This is a genomic window from Helicobacter turcicus (assembly GCF_019711685.1).
GTDB classification, from domain to species: Bacteria; Campylobacterota; Campylobacteria; order Campylobacterales; family Helicobacteraceae; genus Helicobacter_D; species Helicobacter_D turcicus.
The window spans coordinates 57,045-74,283 of the sequence record NZ_JAIGYQ010000008.1 but is presented as its reverse complement, the minus strand read 5'-3'; the positions used below and the strand labels follow the sequence as shown (position 1 = coordinate 74,283).

The 17,239-nt window shown below is 36.0% G+C and carries 16 protein-coding genes and 1 pseudogene; 10 read left to right on the top strand and 7 right to left on the bottom strand.

What is annotated here, in order from left to right; translation table 11 throughout:
- A pseudogene (locus tag K4G57_RS06635) lies at nt 1-194 on the top strand (hypothetical protein); the annotation flags it as partial.
- 276 nt (nt 195-470) lie between these two features.
- Here the strand turns inward: K4G57_RS06635 and K4G57_RS06630 are convergent.
- The 3 genes from K4G57_RS06630 to K4G57_RS06620 are packed head-to-tail and all read right to left on the bottom strand — an operon-like array spanning nt 471 to nt 3,302.
- Nucleotides 471-1,394, bottom strand: a complete 924-nt coding sequence (locus K4G57_RS06630; RefSeq protein ID WP_221532397.1) for a tetraacyldisaccharide 4'-kinase — start codon at nt 1,392-1,394, stop codon at nt 471-473.
- An 8-nt stretch (nt 1,395-1,402) separates the two neighbouring features.
- Entirely contained in the window at nt 1,403-2,533 is a 1,131-nt protein-coding gene (locus K4G57_RS06625; protein WP_221532396.1) for a DegT/DnrJ/EryC1/StrS family aminotransferase, read from the bottom strand.
- 10 nt (nt 2,534-2,543) lie between these two features.
- Nucleotides 2,544-3,302: an NAD+ synthase gene (locus K4G57_RS06620; protein WP_221532395.1), complete on the bottom strand. Its 759-nt coding sequence runs from the start codon at nt 3,300-3,302 to the stop codon at nt 2,544-2,546.
- Between the two features lie 153 nt (nt 3,303-3,455).
- Here K4G57_RS06620 and K4G57_RS06615 point away from each other — a divergent pair, with 153 nt between their 5' ends.
- Nucleotides 3,456-4,376, top strand: coding sequence for an OmpA family protein (locus K4G57_RS06615; protein ID WP_221532394.1), 921 nt, complete (start codon nt 3,456-3,458; stop codon nt 4,374-4,376).
- Between the two features lie 9 nt (nt 4,377-4,385).
- Entirely contained in the window at nt 4,386-5,780 is a 1,395-nt protein-coding gene (locus K4G57_RS06610) for a chemotaxis protein CheX (RefSeq protein ID WP_221532393.1), read from the top strand.
- Here the strand turns inward: K4G57_RS06610 and ruvX are convergent.
- The 4 genes from ruvX to fliW all read right to left on the bottom strand — a co-directional run bounded on the left by ruvX (nt 5,769) and on the right by fliW (nt 8,744).
- Nucleotides 5,769-6,281, bottom strand: a complete 513-nt coding sequence (gene ruvX, locus K4G57_RS06605; RefSeq protein ID WP_221532392.1) for a Holliday junction resolvase RuvX — start codon at nt 6,279-6,281, stop codon at nt 5,769-5,771. The two genes, K4G57_RS06610 and ruvX, sit on opposite strands and share 12 nt — an antisense overlap.
- A 366-nt stretch (nt 6,282-6,647) precedes the next feature.
- Nucleotides 6,648-7,559, bottom strand: a complete 912-nt coding sequence (gene miaA / locus K4G57_RS06600; protein WP_221532391.1) for a tRNA (adenosine(37)-N6)-dimethylallyltransferase MiaA — start codon at nt 7,557-7,559, stop codon at nt 6,648-6,650.
- Nucleotides 7,560-7,569: 10 nt separating this feature from the next.
- The gene (locus K4G57_RS06595; RefSeq protein ID WP_221532390.1) at nt 7,570-8,310 is read right to left on the bottom strand and encodes a pyrroline-5-carboxylate reductase; all 741 of its coding nucleotides are present in this window, start codon (nt 8,308-8,310) and stop codon (nt 7,570-7,572) included.
- Between the two features lie 8 nt (nt 8,311-8,318).
- Nucleotides 8,319-8,744: a flagellar assembly protein FliW gene (gene fliW, locus K4G57_RS06590; protein WP_221532389.1), complete on the bottom strand. Its 426-nt coding sequence runs from the start codon at nt 8,742-8,744 to the stop codon at nt 8,319-8,321.
- Between the two features lie 242 nt (nt 8,745-8,986).
- Between fliW and K4G57_RS06585 the strand changes: the two genes are divergently transcribed.
- The 7 genes from K4G57_RS06585 to K4G57_RS06555 all read left to right on the top strand — a co-directional run bounded on the left by K4G57_RS06585 (nt 8,987) and on the right by K4G57_RS06555 (nt 17,215).
- Entirely contained in the window at nt 8,987-9,646 is a 660-nt protein-coding gene (locus K4G57_RS06585; RefSeq protein WP_236033260.1) for an outer membrane protein assembly factor BamD, read from the top strand.
- An 8-nt stretch (nt 9,647-9,654) separates the two neighbouring features.
- On the top strand, nt 9,655-12,105 hold the full coding sequence (lon, locus tag K4G57_RS06580; protein WP_221532387.1) for an endopeptidase La: 2,451 nt from the start codon (nt 9,655-9,657) through the stop codon (nt 12,103-12,105).
- Between the two features lie 4 nt (nt 12,106-12,109).
- On the top strand, nt 12,110-12,793 hold the full coding sequence (gene rnhB, locus K4G57_RS06575; RefSeq protein WP_236033259.1) for a ribonuclease HII: 684 nt from the start codon (nt 12,110-12,112) through the stop codon (nt 12,791-12,793).
- Between the two features lie 80 nt (nt 12,794-12,873).
- Nucleotides 12,874-13,674, top strand: coding sequence for a septum site-determining protein MinD (gene minD, locus K4G57_RS06570; protein WP_221532386.1), 801 nt, complete (start codon nt 12,874-12,876; stop codon nt 13,672-13,674).
- Nucleotides 13,671-13,907: a cell division topological specificity factor MinE gene (gene minE, locus K4G57_RS06565; protein ID WP_221532385.1), complete on the top strand. Its 237-nt coding sequence runs from the start codon at nt 13,671-13,673 to the stop codon at nt 13,905-13,907. Before minD ends, minE begins: the two co-directional genes overlap by 4 nt.
- Nucleotides 13,908-13,913: 6 nt before the next feature.
- On the top strand, nt 13,914-15,005 hold the full coding sequence (locus tag K4G57_RS06560) for a divergent polysaccharide deacetylase family protein (RefSeq protein WP_221532384.1): 1,092 nt from the start codon (nt 13,914-13,916) through the stop codon (nt 15,003-15,005).
- An 80-nt stretch (nt 15,006-15,085) separates the two neighbouring features.
- Entirely contained in the window at nt 15,086-17,215 is a 2,130-nt protein-coding gene (locus tag K4G57_RS06555) for a WD40 repeat domain-containing protein (protein ID WP_221532383.1), read from the top strand.
- The last annotated feature ends 24 nt before the right edge of the window (nt 17,216-17,239 follow it).

Here is a 17,239-nt window from a genome sequence, read left to right as displayed (position 1 = left end):
ATATTACAGAGCTACATAAAAAAGAACAAAAAGCTTATGCACAACACATACAAAAGAATCCTGCATTAAAACTTCCTCCTTTAGAATCTTATTCTGATTATAAAGAAGCTTTAAGATTCAAAGAACATTTAAGTTATAAACTTGGCAATGCTTTTTTAAAAGCATATAAGAATGTGTGGGGGGGGGGGGCATAATAAAATACATCTTTATAGATGTGCCTAGAATAAAAAGAGAATGGAGAGAAAAACAAAAGGAGAAAAAATGAAAAACTTTAAAACTCAAAAATCTATGCATCACCTTAAAGGTTCTATCTTTTTTCACATTGCATAAGCGCACCCTTAAACACTACAAAAAATGAGTTGTAGCTCCGTCGTAGTAGTTTTAACGCTCAAATACCAAAACATTTAAATTCATTTCTTCAAATCCTAAATGCTCCTGCCCTCTAAATTCTATCCAAACAAGCACCTAGACTATGTAGAAATTTTAGATTCCTCTAACTCTTTTGTAATGTAATCTTTAATGTGTGCTGTAATAGTGGGATTAATCTTTAATCGTAACTGCAAAATAGATAAAGTTACACCAAAATCTTCTAATTTTGGTACATCTTTTTGCGTCACAAGCAAAGAAGTTGCCCCTAAGCGTTGATATTCTTTTAAGATTTTTTCTTTATCAAAAAAGGAGTGGTCTTTTAATGTGATTTTTCCTACGACATTAGGCAAATATTCCTCTAAACGTGTGGGATTTGCAATTGCAGTTAGAAATAACATTTTAGACGTTGGGTTTAGCAATTCCACCTTTCTTTCATAATCAACACCTTCTTGCACTAAAATATCTGCCTGATCATAGGCTCTCTTAGATTCTCTATACCCACCACTTGGAATACAAAAGCTAAAATAAGGCTCTAATTTTGGCTTTAAAAGGATATTGAGTTTTTTAAACTTAAAGCGGAATCCATCATCTAAAAACACGATTCTAGCACCCAGTTCCTTTGCCTTTAAGATTGCATCTGCACGTTTCTCACTTACAATCACACTAGCATTGGGCAAGGCTTTAGCTAACATTATTGCTTCATCGCCTGCATTTTCTACACTTTCTTGAAGGATTCCTTTTATGCTAACAACCTTTAACCCCTTAGTTTTGCGCCCATATCCACGCAAAATCAAGCACACATCAGTATAATTCTTTGCAACCTCTATAATAAAAGGTGATTTTCCACTGCCTCCTAACACTAAATTTCCAACACTAACAATTGGAATCCCAAAATCCCTAAAACGCGCAAATTTACGCTTGAGTGTTGCAACCGCACAATACATAAAGGAAAAAGGTAATAATAATAACGCTAAAACCTTTTGCATAGGGCTTGGCGCATAAAAATACTGCTCAATTTTGCGCATTTATCCCCTTATACACGCACACTAGCAAGGTTTAGGACTTGCTTACACACATAATCCATATCTACTTGTTGCATCGCACTATAAATTGGCAAACTCAAAATTTGCTGGTAATTTCTAAGTGCAACAGGAAAATCACTAATTTTATATTTATATTTGCTTTTATAATAGGTCAGCAAGTGATTTGGCACAAAATGCAATGCTGTTTCAATCCCACATTCTTTAAGCTCTTTTGCAAAATGGTCGCGATTCTTATCCACTTTAATAATAAAATGCAAAAAAGTATGTGCGCTTTTAATCACAGGCAAAGAAATGTGTGGCGCATTCTCTAAGTTTTGATAATAGTATCTTGCAATCTCTTGACGACGTTTAATAATATAATCAATGCGCCTAAGCTGACTAAGACATAAGGCAACATCTAAATAGCTAACATTATATTTATTTCCAATCCCCACGACATCATATAAATACTGCGGACGCGTGGAGGTTGTTTTCTCACTCACAATTCCATGATAACGCAACAAGACTGCTGCTTCTGCAAGCTCTTTATCCTGTGTAGTCAAAACTCCAGCTTGTGCCACAGGATTAAACGCATCAAGCACAATACTAAAAATACTTGCAAAACTCTTTTTTGCGCCAACTTTCACACCATTATATGTAAGTCCTAACGCCATTGTGGCATCTTCAATAATTTTAATATTATACGTTTCTGCAAGCTCAAAGAAAGGATTAATATCCATAGCCTGCCCTGCTGTATGACTTACAATAATTGCGCGCAGTTTTTTCACGCCCATTTTTTCAATAGTTGCTTTACATTTTTCAAAAGACATAAAGAAAGTATCTTCTTCAATATCCACAAAAATCGGTTCAGCATCAAAGTGGCGGATAATCTCTGGAAACATTGGGTGGCAATTTACTGAGCAAATAATTTTATCGCCCCGCTTAATATCCATAGCAAATAGACATAAATGAAAAGCAGTCGTTCCGCTAAGCGTTGCTATTGCATATTTAATTCCAATAAAATCCCTAAATTCCTCTTCTAGCTCACTTACAATATCATAGCTAGGATTCTCCAAAACATTAGCAATGGCGTCCTTCTCTGCTTTTGTAATATCGGGGATAAAATAGGGAATTTTTCGCATACTTTTTCCTTTAAATTTGCGCAATATCTGGCATTTTTTGTTTAAATGCAAAGTGTTTCATTCGTGTGCGGACTAAATTTAATGCATCTTTAGGCAACCCTTGAGCTAGAATTGCTACATCGTCCTTTCCTTCAAGCAATAGTAGCATAATTCTATCTAATGTTGCATAAGAAAATCCTAGCTCCTCTTCATCACTCTGTCCCGCGTATAAATCTGCACTCGGGGCTTTTTGCATAATACTTTGTGGAATCTCTAGAACTTTTGCTAACTTATAAATTTCAGTTTTATAGAGGTTTCCAATAGGATTAATTGCACAAGCTAAATCACCATAAATCGTTCCATATCCTAGCAAAATCTCACTTTTATTACTCGTTCCAACAACAAGAGCATTGTTTGCAAAGGCGTAATCATACAAACAAATCATTCTTAACCTAGAACAAAGATTGCCTAAACGTATTTGGGATTGTGCAAGATTTGGTAAAGTTTCTAAAAATGCATCTTGTGGTGCGCTAATACTAATAATTTCATTTTGGATTCCAAACTTTTCACACAATTCTAGTGCATGTTCTAAACTTTCTTTGCTAGATTGCCTTGAGGGCAACATTAAAGCCTTGTGAGAATCCTTAAAAGCCAGCTGACAAAGTCTAGCCACCACTGCAGAATCTATTCCACCACTTAGCCCAAAAACAACAGCATCAAATCCACGATTCTTAACTGCGTTTTGAATAAATGCTACAAGTTTTTGCGCAATTGTTTCAAAATCTCTCATAAATCACCACCCAATAAAAGCATTAAGTCTTTAATTTTAGAAATTCATATTCACAAAGAATTCTTATAAGTTTTTAAAAATATAATTTTATCTAAAAATATTTTTAGATAAAATGCGCACGCAAAAATTATTTTTAAACAAAGGATAAACATGATGAAAAAGGCAATTGCACTTTCTCTAGCACTTAGCACTTCCGTGTTTGCAGCGGATAATCTTGTGGAAATCACTCCACAAATTGGTGGAAGTTGGCATATTAGTAACGATAGATATGCTGATGACATTGATTTAAGCTATGGTTTAAAATTTGCTACTCGCGTTATGCCAAGTGTGCTTTTAGAAGTTGGATATGAGCGCATTGATGATGCAAAGTATAATTTTCCAAAACAATCCACTGATGTGAATCGCTATTATGTAGATTTAGTCAAAGAATTTAATATTGATAGCAAGGTTTCTCCTTATATTTTAGGAGGATTTGGTTATGAGCATATCTCTAATGAATTCCAAAGTATGGACAGCGACTTTTTTGGACAATATGGCGTGGGTCTGCGCTATGCTTTAGCAGAGTTTTTACACTTAAAAACAGAGCTTAGACATGTTGTAAGCTTTGATGGACGTAGTGATATTGTGGGTAGTGTCGGCTTTAGTATTCCTTTTGGCACTTATGCAAGAGAAGAAATTGTTGTAGAAGAAGTTACAGAAATTGTTGAACAACAACCAACACTCTCACACATTCATACTTTCTCTGTGCAATTCCCATTTGATTCTTCTGCTATTGCTCCACAATACAATGCAGAAATTAGAGATTTCGCACAATCTATGAAAGACAATCCAAACCAAACTGCTGTAATTAGCGGTCATACAGATTCCACAGGCAACGATGCATACAACCAAAAACTATCAGAACGTCGCGCAAAAGCTGTTAAAGACGCAATTATTGAAGAAGGTGTGCAAGCAGGGCGCTTAGAAGCTAGAGGTTATGGAGAATCTAAACCTATTGCCGATAACACAACAAAAGAAGGCAGAAAAGAAAACAGAAGGGTAGAAGCAGAAATCTACACAACACCAAGTAATTAAGTTAGGATTATGCGACCAATTATTAAGCATGATATTGCCATTTATGCGCCTGATGTGCATTTAGACATGAAAGCCGCTAAGGAGATTTGCCAAGTCCTTATCTCAAATAGTGCGACGATTCGTTCGCTTGCGCTAAAGGCGGTGTATTTCTCCTTTGAAAATATCCATGAATTTGACGAGGGCGCAACAATTCTTATCGCAAAAGCCTTGCTTGCGATGCAAAACAAAGTCAGCGTTGCAGTGGCTTTTGTTGATTATAACGATGAACAATTTCCAAAGCTAAAAACCTTGTTCCCCAATAAAAGCTTGCCGCTGTTTCGCACAGAGAATATGGCAAACTTACTGCTAGGATTAAAAACACCGCCTCTTAACCAAACCATTGTCTATTATGATAAAGATAGCATGGTGCAAACGCTAATCTCTCAAGAGCTAATCTCTAAGGGTTATCAAGTCATTTGCATTAATTCTAGCAGTGAGTTTATCAATAAGCGTCGTCAGCTATTAGATAAAGCCATTTATCTTTATGACATTTATTTTGATATTACAAACAATTTCATTCCCATTACCATTGCAAATGGAATCGTAACTTATACTTTATATAAAAAAGTAGATAAAAACATTGCTCTATTTTTTAATATCCAAGCGCATAATTCTAGACTTAGAGAGGGTTATAAGATTTTCATTTTTGACGCAAGCGAGACAAAGGAGTTTAATTTAAGTGTGCTTGATTTTATAATGTCCTTAGCACTAAATAATACGCGATTTGAATCTTGTATCGCCATTTGTGGCTTGAAAGCTAATCTAGACACAGATAAACAAAACCTTTGCGCTAGGAGCAATATTTTATTTTTTCACAGCATTGAAGAATGCAAAAAAAATCCAAAAATTCAAGAGTTAGCTAAAAGCTACCAAACAGCTGGACAAAAACGTAAAGGCTTGACAAAGCAACTTGTAGCGCAACTTCCCGTGTTTATTAATGCAGCTATTGAAACGCTCTCTTCTTTAACTGGTGGGAGCGCAAAGCGCACAGATTATAAAGTTACACCTTATAATAAAACTTCCCAAACAGATGTTATGGGTGCGATGATTAAGTTTGAAGGTGATGTGAGCGGATTAGTAGCACTTTGTTTTAGCAAATCTATTGTCAAAGAAGCCTCAATGATGCTACTAGGTGAAGAATCTCAAAGTGATGAGGAATTACTAGATGTCATTTCTGAATTTACAAACATTATTGCTGGACGCTCAAAAGCAGTTCTATCTGAGCATAATGTCTCTATTGGAATCTCTCTACCAAAAGCCTATAAAAGTGAGGAAGAAATTGCTATTACACTAAGCGATAAGCAAGGTGTACAGGTTAATTTACTGCTCAATGATAAACCTTTGGTGCTGTTTTTAGCGCATTAAATACCGCTCTAAAATTACAAGTGCCGCAAGAGAATCTAAGCTCCCATCTCTACTATGCGCTTTTTTGCGCATTTTTTTGTCCTCTAATTTTTCTAAAGCCTCTTTAGAGCTAAATGCTTCATTTAAGAAAACCACCTCAATGCTAGAATCCAATTCCAATAATCCAACAAAATGTTTAATACGTCTTTGCATTACTAAAATAGGTTCTTCTTCTTTAAAACTACACTGAAATTCCTCTAAAGCAAAATCTTGAAAAGTGGAATTTTTTTCAGGCAGCCCTACGACAAGCACACTGGCTTTAGACTCCATAATTAACGAGCGCACAGCATTTGCAGCTTGATTACGATTTTTACGTAAAATTGGCTCTAAACATAGCGGAATCCCATTAATACACTTCGCTACACCAATGCGCTTTAATCCAATATCAAGAGCTAGGATAATTTTGGAATCCTTTTTTTGCAATGCTATATTTTGATTTTTTGTTTGAGTAGATTCTATCATTTTAGATTCCAAATTTTGTAATTTTATAAATCTCTTTCATATTTTAGGATAATTTTTAAAACTTTGACACTTTCTAGGTTATAGCTTTTAACAACCTAACAACCCGTATTCTAATTTTAGCTTTCTCTTTAAAACTTAAAGCTTTAATTTCTAACGTTTTTGATTATATCTCCTTTTTTTTTAACAAAATTTTGTTTAGTAGCTTTAACCTTCTCCTTTTACTGCTAATCCCTCATCTATAATAACTTACACTCCACTTACTTGCATTTACTTTATCTTTTGTTTATTTATAAGGAAGTCTTTCTAATTAGCTCACAATCTTTTTTGTGATGTTCTAATTGCAGCAAACCCTTACCAAAAACACTTTTAAGTTGAAAGCTTTTGCCTAATTGCCTCTCTAACCTCTAAATATTCTCCGCAAAAATGCGGTAAAAACTGCGTTTTATTAAAGGTTCTTTGACGCTTAGCAAGTTGTGCAGTGTGTGTTGTGATTAAAGATTCCAACTCTTTCAAGTTAAATTCTCCTCTTTTAAATGCTAAAACTTCCTTAATCCCTATACTTTTTGCCCATTGATGTGCCTCCCCATAACATTCTACCAATCCTTCAATCTCGGCAATCAAACCTTGCTCTAGCATTCTTTTCGTGCGCAACGCAATCTTTTGCTGTAAAACTGCTCTATCAAGCATAATATCAAAAATTGCACAATCTTTCAAAATGGGATATGGAGGATTTTTCTTAAAATACACGCTTGGCGCACATTGTGTATCAAAATAAATCTCTAAAGCACGTATAATGCGATAGGAATCCTTAGCTTGTAACCTCTTTGCATATGCAGAATCAATTTTACATAAAAATGCGTATTGCTCTGCTAAATCTCCTATGTCTCGGATATTTTCTTGTGTGGTAGCTTTTCGCTTTGGCATTGGTGAGATTCCGCAAAGAAGAGATTTTAGATAAAAACTAGTGCCGCCAACAATAAGTAAATGCTTGCAATTTTGTATGCAGAATTCTTGTGCTTTTTTAAATTCCGCAATGAAGTTTTGCACATTTTGCACTTGCTTAGGAGATAACACATCAATCCCAAAATGCACGATTTCTCCGCGCTCTTTTAGGCTAGGCTTCGCACTTGCAATGTCAATTTCTTTATAAATACTTAGAGAATCAAGAGATAGAATCGCACAAGAAAACTCCTTAGCAATCTCTAAAGAAAGAGCGGTTTTTCCCGAGCCACTACCTCCTAAAATCGCAAGAGTCTTAAAATTCTGTTGCGTCTGCAAATTAAAAATTCTAGGCAAAGTTCTTGGAGGCTAAAATCGCTTCTAAAAAAGCACTCTTAAGAGCATGTTTTTCCAAAGTTGCCACACCTTGAGCCGTAGAACCTCCAGGACTCATTACATTTTCTTTTAAAAGCACAGGGTGTGTTTGCTCTAAGAGGCTAGAAAATCCACTAAATAGCGTCTGCACAATCTGTGTGGAATCCTCCCTGCTTAGTCCATAAGTTACCCCACTATCAATGAGAGATTCTGCAACAAGGGCTAAGAACGCAGGCGCACAGCCACCAAGTGCTGTGGCTAAGGAGAAATGCTTCTCTTCTAACCAAATACTTTTCCCAATAGCATTAAAAATATCAAAGGCTTCTTTTTTGTATTGCGCATCACCACAAAGACTAGTGATAGATTGCTTGATGCTTGCACACACATTTGGCATTGCGCGGATATAAAATTCTGCATTGACTGCACCTTTTAGTTGCTCTACACTCACGGCATTTAAAATAGAATACACACATTTTGCCCTGCCTTTAAATACAAAGGAATCCAGCGCGTAAGGCTTCACACACAGCAATACCTCCCTATCTGTGATTTCTAACGTGGAATCTTTTAAATAAAGGGGAGTTAGGTTTAAAGTGTCGCAGAAATTTTGGATTTTAGCACAATCTCTACCGCAAACTAGGATTCTATACTTATCCTTTAGTCCCTCTGCTAGGGCTTTTGCCATTTTTCCATAGCCAACAAGAATTAAGGTTTTCACTAAAACTACTATTGTGCAAAGTCAAAAAATTTAGAAATCGGCTCTGCTAACCCGAAGTTTTCATATTTTTGATTTTCTAACACAACTTGTGCGAGCGTTTTATTTTCAAAATTAAATAACACAGGTGCTAGGAAGTTAATCGTGGAATCTTGGATAGGCTCTTGAATGCAGACAATATTTAACGTTACAACTTGATGCTTTTGGGCTTCAACATTTGTAGAATCCTTTAACCCTAGTGCTTCTTTAATAGGCATTGGAATTTCAAACTCATAATCAGAGCGCACGCTGTAAGGATTGATTAAAGTAAAAGAAATCCCATCGTCATGCATACTCTTTAGTTGCATAAAAGTTTCATCATCTTTTGCAACTCTCTCTAAGGTCATTTTTTTGATTTGTTCAAAACCCAAAATAGGCGATTTTACTTCAAATTCCATACCGCGTTCCTTCTCCACCTTATTTATATTAATTTTGACAAATACCGCACTTTAGTGTCAAAGTTTTGCGTGTGATTTTATCGCAATTAAATCAAAAAATCAATTTTATTTATCTAAATTTTAGAAAAATTATCCGCAAATCCGCTATAATTACGCCCACATAAATTTATAATTCTTATCCTAATTTGGCTCTTCGAGCCTTTACAAAATCCATATTATAAAGGAATTTTAAAGTGTTTAAAATGATTAAAATTTCTATTTTTAGCCTTTATATTGCGCTATTTTTTGGTGCTTGTTCTTCCAAAACAAATAGCGGTCTAGCCCTTGATGAAGTCAATAAACCAGCAGATTATTGGTATCAAAATATGCTAAAAGAAATCCGCAATGACAATTTAGAAAAGGCTGATAGTTATTTTGTATCCTTGCAAAGTGAGCATTTAAACTCTCCCCTACTTAGCGAAGCTATGCTAATTTTAGGGCGTGCGCATATGCAAAAAGAAGAATATGTGCTTGCAGGATTTTATTTTGATGAATTCACAAAACGCTTTGGAAACCCAGAAAATATTGATTTTATTAAGTTTTTAAAACTCCAAGCCAATTACTTTGCTTTCTCTAAGCAGTTTCGTGACCAGCAGTTGCTTTTAGATTCCATTAAAGACGCTAAAGAATTTACCCAAAAATACCCTTACTCCCGCTATCGCCCAATGGTAGATTCTATGCTTTTGCGCTTAGAGCTATCCAAACTCACACTTGATGAAGAAATTGCACGCCTTTATGAGCGCAGAAAAAAAGGTAGCGGTGCGGAGTATTACAGAGAAAAAACACAAGAAGCCCAGTGGCTAAAAGATGTATTACGTGATGATGTAAAATCACCATGGTATCAAAAACTCTTTGAATGGTAGGAGAAAATATGCAATTAACGCGCTATGGCGAATTTCCAAAGGATTTACCGGTTATTGTTGATGAGGATATGCTTCTTTATCCTTTTATGATTGCCCCTCTATTTATTAGCAATGAGGATAATTTAAAAGCTATTGATTTGGCAATGGAGGGCAAAGATAAACTTATATTCATTGCCCCTTCAAAATCTAATGATGAAGACACACTAGATTTTTATGACATTGGAGTAATTGGCACAATTATGCGCCGTGTTGCTCTACCAGAAGGACGCATTAAGATTCTATTCCAAGGCTTAAGTCGTGGTAGTATTTTACAAATCAAATCTACAAATCCAAACATTGCAAGTGTTGCACCTATTATCTCCTTACCTTATGATGCCGTGCGCATTGAGGCAATTTTAGCAGTTTTAAAAGAAAACTTACGCACGCTTTATAGCATCTCCCAACACTTCCCTCAAGACTTACTAAAAAGCATTAATGAGACAAGTGACCCAAACCGCGCTGCAGACTTAATTTCAAGTGCAATCCGCCTAAAAAAAGACCAAGCTTATAAGATTTTTAAAGAGGAGAATCCAGAAGAGCGGCTATTAAGCCTTATTGAAATTACAATGGAAGAAATCCGCGCCCAGCAAATCCAAAAGGAGATAAAAAACAAAGTTAATTCCCAAATGGAAAAGGCAAACAAAGAATATTTTCTAAAAGAACAATTAAAACAGATTCAAAAGGAACTTGGTGGTGATTCCAAAAAGGATTCTGAAATTGAAGAATACCGCCAAAAGTTAGAATCCCTAAAATCTGCTATGCCAAAAGATGCGTATAAAGAGGTGCAAAAACAGATTAATAAGCTCTCAAGAATGCACCAAGATAGTGCCGATGCAAATCTATTACAAAATTATTTAGAAGTTGTGCTTGAAATTCCTTTTAACGCCTATGCGAAAAAAGATTTAGAAATCAGCGAAGTTGAGAAGCAACTTAGCAAAGACCACTATGCACTAGAGAAGCCAAAAGAGCGTATTTTGGAATATTTTGCAGTGCGCAAACTCCTAGAAATACGCAAGACAAAAGCAGAATCCCATTTAGATTCCACAGAAGCTAAAGGTACGATTCTTTGTTTTTATGGACCTCCTGGTGTGGGCAAAACAAGTCTTGCAAATTCCATTGCTACTGCTTTAAAGCGTAAGCTTGTGCGCATTGCATTAGGCGGCTTAGAAGATGTTAGCGAACTAAGAGGGCATCGTCGCACTTATATTGGAGCAATGCCCGGCAGAATCGTGCAGGGACTCATTGAGGCAAAAGAGATGAATCCTGTGGTTGTGCTTGATGAAATTGATAAAATCCGAAATTCTTTTCGTGGCGACCCCTCTTCTGTATTGCTAGAAATTCTAGACCCTGAACAAAATAAGGAATTTAGAGATTATTACACAAATTTTGATTTGGATTTAAGTCAAGTGATTTTTGTCGCCACAGCAAATGATATTAGTGCAATTCCCGCTCCATTGCGTGATAGAATGGAGTTTATCAACATTAATAGCTACACCCCTAACCAAAAAGAGCAAATTGCTAAAAAATATCTCATTCCCCAAGAGCTTAAAAAGCACGGCTTGCTTGTCTCTGAAGTAAGCTTTAGTCCATCTGCAATCAAAATGCTCATTGAAAAATACACAAGAGAAGCAGGGGTGCGGAGTTTAAGACGCAAGATTGCAGAGATTTTACGTAAAGTCAGCAAACAAATCCTACAAAGTGCGCAAAAAAATGTGGAATCTAAAAACACAAAAAAGATTTCAATCACACCCAAAACACTACCAAGTTACCTTGATAAAATTGTCTTTGAGTTTGAAAATGTGAGCAAAAACGCAGAAGTTGGGCTTGTTAATGGGCTTGCTTGGACAAGCGTCGGGGGCGATGTGCTAAAGATAGAAGCCTTAAAAATTAGAGGAAAGGGCAGTTTGCATTTAACGGGAAATTTGGGCGATGTAATGAAAGAGAGTGCAAAAATCGCCCACTCTTATGTCAAATTTCTCATTGACACAGGTGTGCTAAAAATCAACCCTAAGTTAATTCCACTCACTCCAAAAGAAAAGGAGGAACATTTAGAACCTAGTCCAAGTGAGATTTACAATCGCTTTGACATTCATTTACATGTCCCAGAGGGTGCCACACCAAAAGATGGACCAAGTGCTGGGATTGCTATTGCAAGTGCGCTTGCCTCGCTACTAACAAATAAAAAAGCACGTTGTGATGTGGCAATGACCGGAGAGCTAACTTTACGTGGAAAAGTTTTACCTATTGGAGGATTACAGGAAAAACTAATTGCCGCATATAAATCTGGAATACAAGAAGTGCTAATTCCTAAGAAAAATTTTGAACGTGATTTAAATGAAATTCCACAAGAGGTTAGAGACGGGCTAAAAATCCATCCAATAAGTGATTTTAAAGAAGTTTTAGCTGTCATCTTGAGATAGTGCTTTGTTTGATTTAAGCTTCTCTAATGCAGCAACTCCTAAAAGCATGGAATCTAAAAACCCCAAAAACTTAAAAACAGATTCCATCTCCACAATCTTGGATTCCTTAAATATCCCACCAAATGCACAAATTTGTGGTATTGATGAAGCTGGAAGAGGCTGTGTGGCAGGCTCAATGTTTGTATGTGGCGTGATTTTAGACAAACTCCCAAGCTCGCTAAAAAACTCACTAAAAGATTCCAAAACGTTAAGCCAAAAAAGACGTGATGCCATAGCAGATACCTTAAAAGATTATGCGGAATTTAAACTTGTAAAAAAGGAAGCTCACGTCATTGATACACAAGGATTAAGTGTGTGCATTAAAGAATCTTTGCAAGAAATTTTAAGCGCATTTAATGCCCCCTTTTATGTCTTTGATGGAAATTGTAATTTTAGCATTCCGCATTTAAAAACGCTCATTAAAGGCGATTCCAAACTCCATGCAATCAGTGCTGCAAGCATTCTAGCAAAAAATGCAAAAGATACAGAAATGCAAAACCTAGCACAACTTTTTCCACAATACGATTTCGCAAAAAATAAAGGCTATGGGACAAAGGCGCATATACAAGCTATCACAACGCATGGTTTATCCCCAGTCCATCGCAGAAGCTACCGCATAAAATCCCTAGATTCTGCCACACTTTTTTAGAAAAAGTTTATAAATTTTATCGCTTTTTTAACGAAGCAAACGTTATAATTTCAGCTATTTTGTAATGTAAGGTGTATATTTTGAGCGGATGTGTGATAACGATTACTTCAGGTAAAGGTGGTGTTGGAAAATCAACTACTACCGCAAATGTCGCAGTTGGTTTAGCCCAATTAGGCAAAAAAGTCGTTGCGGTGGATTTTGATATTGGATTGCGTAATTTGGATATGATTTTAGGGCTTGAAAATCGCATTGTTTATGATATTGTCAATGTAATGGAAGGCGAGTGCAATCTCTCCCAAGCACTAATTAATGACAAAAAAACAAAGAATCTTTATTTTCTACCAGCTAGTCAAAGCAAAGATAAAAACATACTAGATACAGACAAAGTCGCAACTCTAATCAATAGACTAAAAGAAGAATTTGACATTGTGCTTCTAGACTCCCCAGCTGGAATTGAGGGTGGTTTTGAGCACGCTATTTTCCTAGCCGATAGGGCATTAATCATCTCCACTCCAGAAGTCTCAAGTGTGCGTGATGCAGATAGAGTCATTGGAATTATTGATGCAAAAAGTCAAAAGGCAAAAAATGGCGATGAAGTCCTCAAGCACATTATTATTAACCGCATAAAACCTGAAATGGTGGAAAAAGGAGAAATGTTAAGCGTAGAAGATGTGCTAAATATTCTAGCATTGCCCTTAATTGGAATCGTTCCTGAAGATGAGAAAATTATCTCTTCTACAAACACTGGAGAACCTGTCATTTATGGGGATTCTCTAGCTTCTAAGGCTTACCAAAACATCGCAAAACGTATCTTGGGAGAAGATGTGCCATTTTTGGAATTAAAAGCAAAAAAGGGCTTTTTTGGAAGGTTATTTCAATGAATTTGTGGGAAAATATTTTCAAAAGCAAAAAATCATCTGCTCAAGAAGCAAAAGACCGCTTAACTCTCATTTTAGCCCATGAACGCGCGATTAATGTGCCTTATATGGAAGCTATGAAGCAAGAAATCTTAGAAGTCATTAAAAAATACACAAAAGCTCAAAAAATTGATATTAAAACAGATTCCAACCAAGATTTCAACACCCTTGAAGTTGAGATTCTTTTACAAAAATAAGTCCTAATGGATAAAGTTAAACCCCTTACAATAGGCATCATTGCTTTATTATTAGTCCTTTTAACCTTTAACTTTATCCCCAAAAGCTCCGATTTAAAGCCACAAAAAAACACACTTTCTCCCCAAAGGCTAACCCTTGAAAATAACACAACACTTGCAACAAACAATGCAGAGCTTATCCAAAAAAATATTGATTTTCTAAAACAGCATTTAGAACAAATGAAACTTGATTCCAAAAAAGATTCCCCTACGCAAGATAATATTACTCCACAAGATTCTGAAAATAGGGACTCTTCACAGATTTTAGACTCTAAAAAAGATTCCACACTTGCCACAGATTCCACAATTTTTAGCCCTATTTTACCCAAACAAACTACACACCAAAATCCAGAGATAAATTCTACCGCTTGTGTGCGCAACAAACCCCAACTTGCCATTATTATTGATGATATAAGCACCCTTGCTCAATACAAAGCCATCACACAGATTCCTTTTAAGCTCACACCCTCTTTGTTTCCCAAAAGCAAGGTTAATCCAGACACTCCAAAAATTGCCCAAATTGCACCTTTTTACATGATTCATTTGCCACTTGAAGCGCTAAATTTTTACCAAAAGGAACATAAGTGGCTATTTGTTGGTGATTCTAAAGAAAAGATAGAACTCTATATTAATGCAATCAAACAGGATTTTCCAAATTTAAGCTATATCAATAATCACACGGGTAGTAAATTCACACAAGATTTAAAATCCATGTCGCTACTTTTAGAAACACTAAACACACATCATATTAACTTTGTAGATTCTAGAACCATTGGTGCAACAAAAACTGCTGCTGCCTATGCAAAATCTCCTTACATTGCATTTAACCCATGCCAACAAACACCTTTAGAACGTGATATATTCTTAGACAATACCCTAGAAATTCCAAAAATTACACAACAACTCATTCAAGCTGTGCAAATTGCTAAACAAAAAGGCTACGCTATTGCCATTGGACACCCGCACAAAGCCACATTTCTAGCACTCAAAAATGCCACAGATTACCTAGAAAATAGTGGTATAGAACTCGTTTATATCCACGAAATCATCACACCATAAATACATTTATTTAAAGAAAATATGCTAAAATAGGGAACTTTCTAAGTTATTTAGAAAAATTGCGGCAAGGAAAATCGCGCATGACAACTCCAAAATCCACACAACAGCTACAAGGTAGCGTTTTAAGCATTGTGCAGTCTAAGGATTCCACATTATGCGTGGATAACACTTTTCATATTGCAGAAGTTAGCCCTTCCCTAAACGCCCCCAGAAGCGTTCAGGTTACCAAAAATGTGGAATCCCCTCACCGCTACTCGCACGCCTTTGGAATCTCTCCACAAGCATATTTTTGTATCCCAATTTTTGGCGAGAAGAAGGCATTTATCGTAGAGTTTGATAACGCAAAACCCAAGCATATTGCAACTTTAGATGACCATGATGGCGATATAGAATCCTCCGCGTTTTCACATGATGGGCGCTTTTTTGCTACAGGCGGACAAGATGGGCGCGTATTTTTTTACGATGGACGCAGTTTCTTACCTATCATTTCACTGCTTGCACGCTCTGATTATATTTCTACGATTCGTTTTTCCAAAACAGGTGAGTTTGTCGCTATTAGTGGATTTGATAAATTTACGCTCATCTTTGATATGCTCCGCCACAAAATCGCCTTCAACTTCGTTACAAACGATGTTGTAGAGGATTCCGCATTTTTTGATGATGATGAGAAGCTTCTCCTTGTATGTCGCAACAATGCTTCTATTATCTTTAGTCTAAGAGATGGCAAAATCATCTCCACAGAATACCCTTTTGCTTTTTGGCCCACAAGTATTGCTGTGGATTCCGAAGAAAATTATGCCCTTGTTGGCACACGTTCTGATACGCTTTATATTATTGCACTAAAAGACAATACAAAAGCTATGGAAATTAAAAACGAACACGCTGGAACTGCGTCGTTAGCTTTCTCTCTTGACCACTTATATATTGGCTCTATTGATGGAACACTGCTAATTATTGATTATAATGAGGGTAAAGACGAGCTAAAAGCAAGCCTTGAACGTAAAGATTATAAAAGCGCAAGAGATGCAATCAACAAAAATGTCTTTTTGAGTATTCACCCTTTAACAAAGATTTTTGATGAAGTTTGGCCAGAAATTTTGCACCAAGCTATTGATTTGCTCAATCAAGATTCCATTGAGGAAGCCATTGAGCTAACTGCGCCATTTGTCGTAAGCCCGTCTAAGAAAAATGAATTTGACTTTTACCTTGCTCAAAAAGATGGCGTGAAGACATTTTTAGAATTGATCACTAAAAAAGATTTTACAAAAGCCTATGAAATGCTTCAAACAACGAAGTTTCTTGTTAAAACACAAGCTTATGAAAAGTTGGAAAACATTTGGAATAAGGCATTTTTTAACGCTAAAAAGCTTTTAATTGAAAATGCGAATGCTAATAAACGTCTAGCAGAGCAAACTCTAGCACCTTTTAACAACACACCAAAAAAAGAACTCATTGTCCAACTACTGCGCAATTGTGATGTATTTGAAAAAGCTGAAGCACTTATCAAAAAACAAAATTTCAAAGAATACTTTAGCCTAACTTTTCAATTCTCTTTTTTGCGTGAGACAGATTTATACAAAAAAGTGCTACTTGTAGGTGAGCGAATGTTAGCAAACTTAATTGAACTAGAAAAAGATTTCCACTATGAAGAAGCAAAGAAAATTGCTGAAATCCTACTAGTATTCCCAACCCTAAAGCGCACCGCAAATGAGCGTATTGTGTTAATGCAACAAAAAGAAACACTCTTAAATGCCATTGAAGCAAAAGATATTAAAAAAGTGTATTCTTTAATTGATGAAATTGAAAGTTTGCGCTCTATGCAGCAGTTTAAAGATTTCACTAAAGACTTTTTACACCGCTATGAAGAAGCTAAGCCTTACGCATATAGCGGGAATGCAAAACACGCAATGGTTCTATTTGGAGAATATTTAGAGATTAATTACTGGGCAGATAAAATCGGCTCACTCTTAAAAGTTGCATATTTAAAACAAATTGAAGAAGCTTTACACGAGATTGAAGTGAATTGGGTAATTACATTAAAACGTTATTTTGAACGTTATGGCAAGAGCTTTGAGCTTGTAAAACTTCTCCAAAACCACGAGGTAAAAACCATTTTAGACCAATTTGAAGGCGATGGAGAAAGCGATGGTTATCGTCGCTATGGCTTTGTAGATTCCATTGTAATTTACCTAGTCCAAAAAGAAGCGTGATTTTGGAATATTCTAATACGGAAT

What these genes read in the sequence shown, in the direction of transcription:
- K4G57_RS06630 (WP_221532397.1), bottom strand. Translation starts at nt 1,394, where the DNA reads ATGCGCAAAATTGAGCAGTATTTTTATGCGCCAAGCCCTATGCAAAAG.
- K4G57_RS06625 (WP_221532396.1), bottom strand. Translation starts at nt 2,533, where the DNA reads ATGCGAAAAATTCCCTATTTTATCCCCGATATTACAAAAGCAGAGAAG.
- K4G57_RS06620 (WP_221532395.1), bottom strand. Translation starts at nt 3,302, where the DNA reads ATGAGAGATTTTGAAACAATTGCGCAAAAACTTGTAGCATTTATTCAA.
- K4G57_RS06615 (WP_221532394.1), top strand. Translation starts at nt 3,456, where the DNA reads ATGAAAAAGGCAATTGCACTTTCTCTAGCACTTAGCACTTCCGTGTTT.
- K4G57_RS06610 (WP_221532393.1), top strand. Translation starts at nt 4,386, where the DNA reads ATGCGACCAATTATTAAGCATGATATTGCCATTTATGCGCCTGATGTG.
- ruvX (WP_221532392.1), bottom strand. Translation starts at nt 6,281, where the DNA reads ATGATAGAATCTACTCAAACAAAAAATCAAAATATAGCATTGCAAAAA.
- fliW (WP_221532389.1), bottom strand. Translation starts at nt 8,744, where the DNA reads ATGGAATTTGAAGTAAAATCGCCTATTTTGGGTTTTGAACAAATCAAA.
- K4G57_RS06585 (WP_236033260.1), top strand. Translation starts at nt 8,987, where the DNA reads ATGATTAAAATTTCTATTTTTAGCCTTTATATTGCGCTATTTTTTGGT.
- lon (WP_221532387.1), top strand. Translation starts at nt 9,655, where the DNA reads ATGCAATTAACGCGCTATGGCGAATTTCCAAAGGATTTACCGGTTATT.
- minE (WP_221532385.1), top strand. Translation starts at nt 13,671, where the DNA reads ATGAATTTGTGGGAAAATATTTTCAAAAGCAAAAAATCATCTGCTCAA.
- K4G57_RS06560 (WP_221532384.1), top strand. Translation starts at nt 13,914, where the DNA reads ATGGATAAAGTTAAACCCCTTACAATAGGCATCATTGCTTTATTATTA.
- K4G57_RS06555 (WP_221532383.1), top strand. Translation starts at nt 15,086, where the DNA reads ATGACAACTCCAAAATCCACACAACAGCTACAAGGTAGCGTTTTAAGC.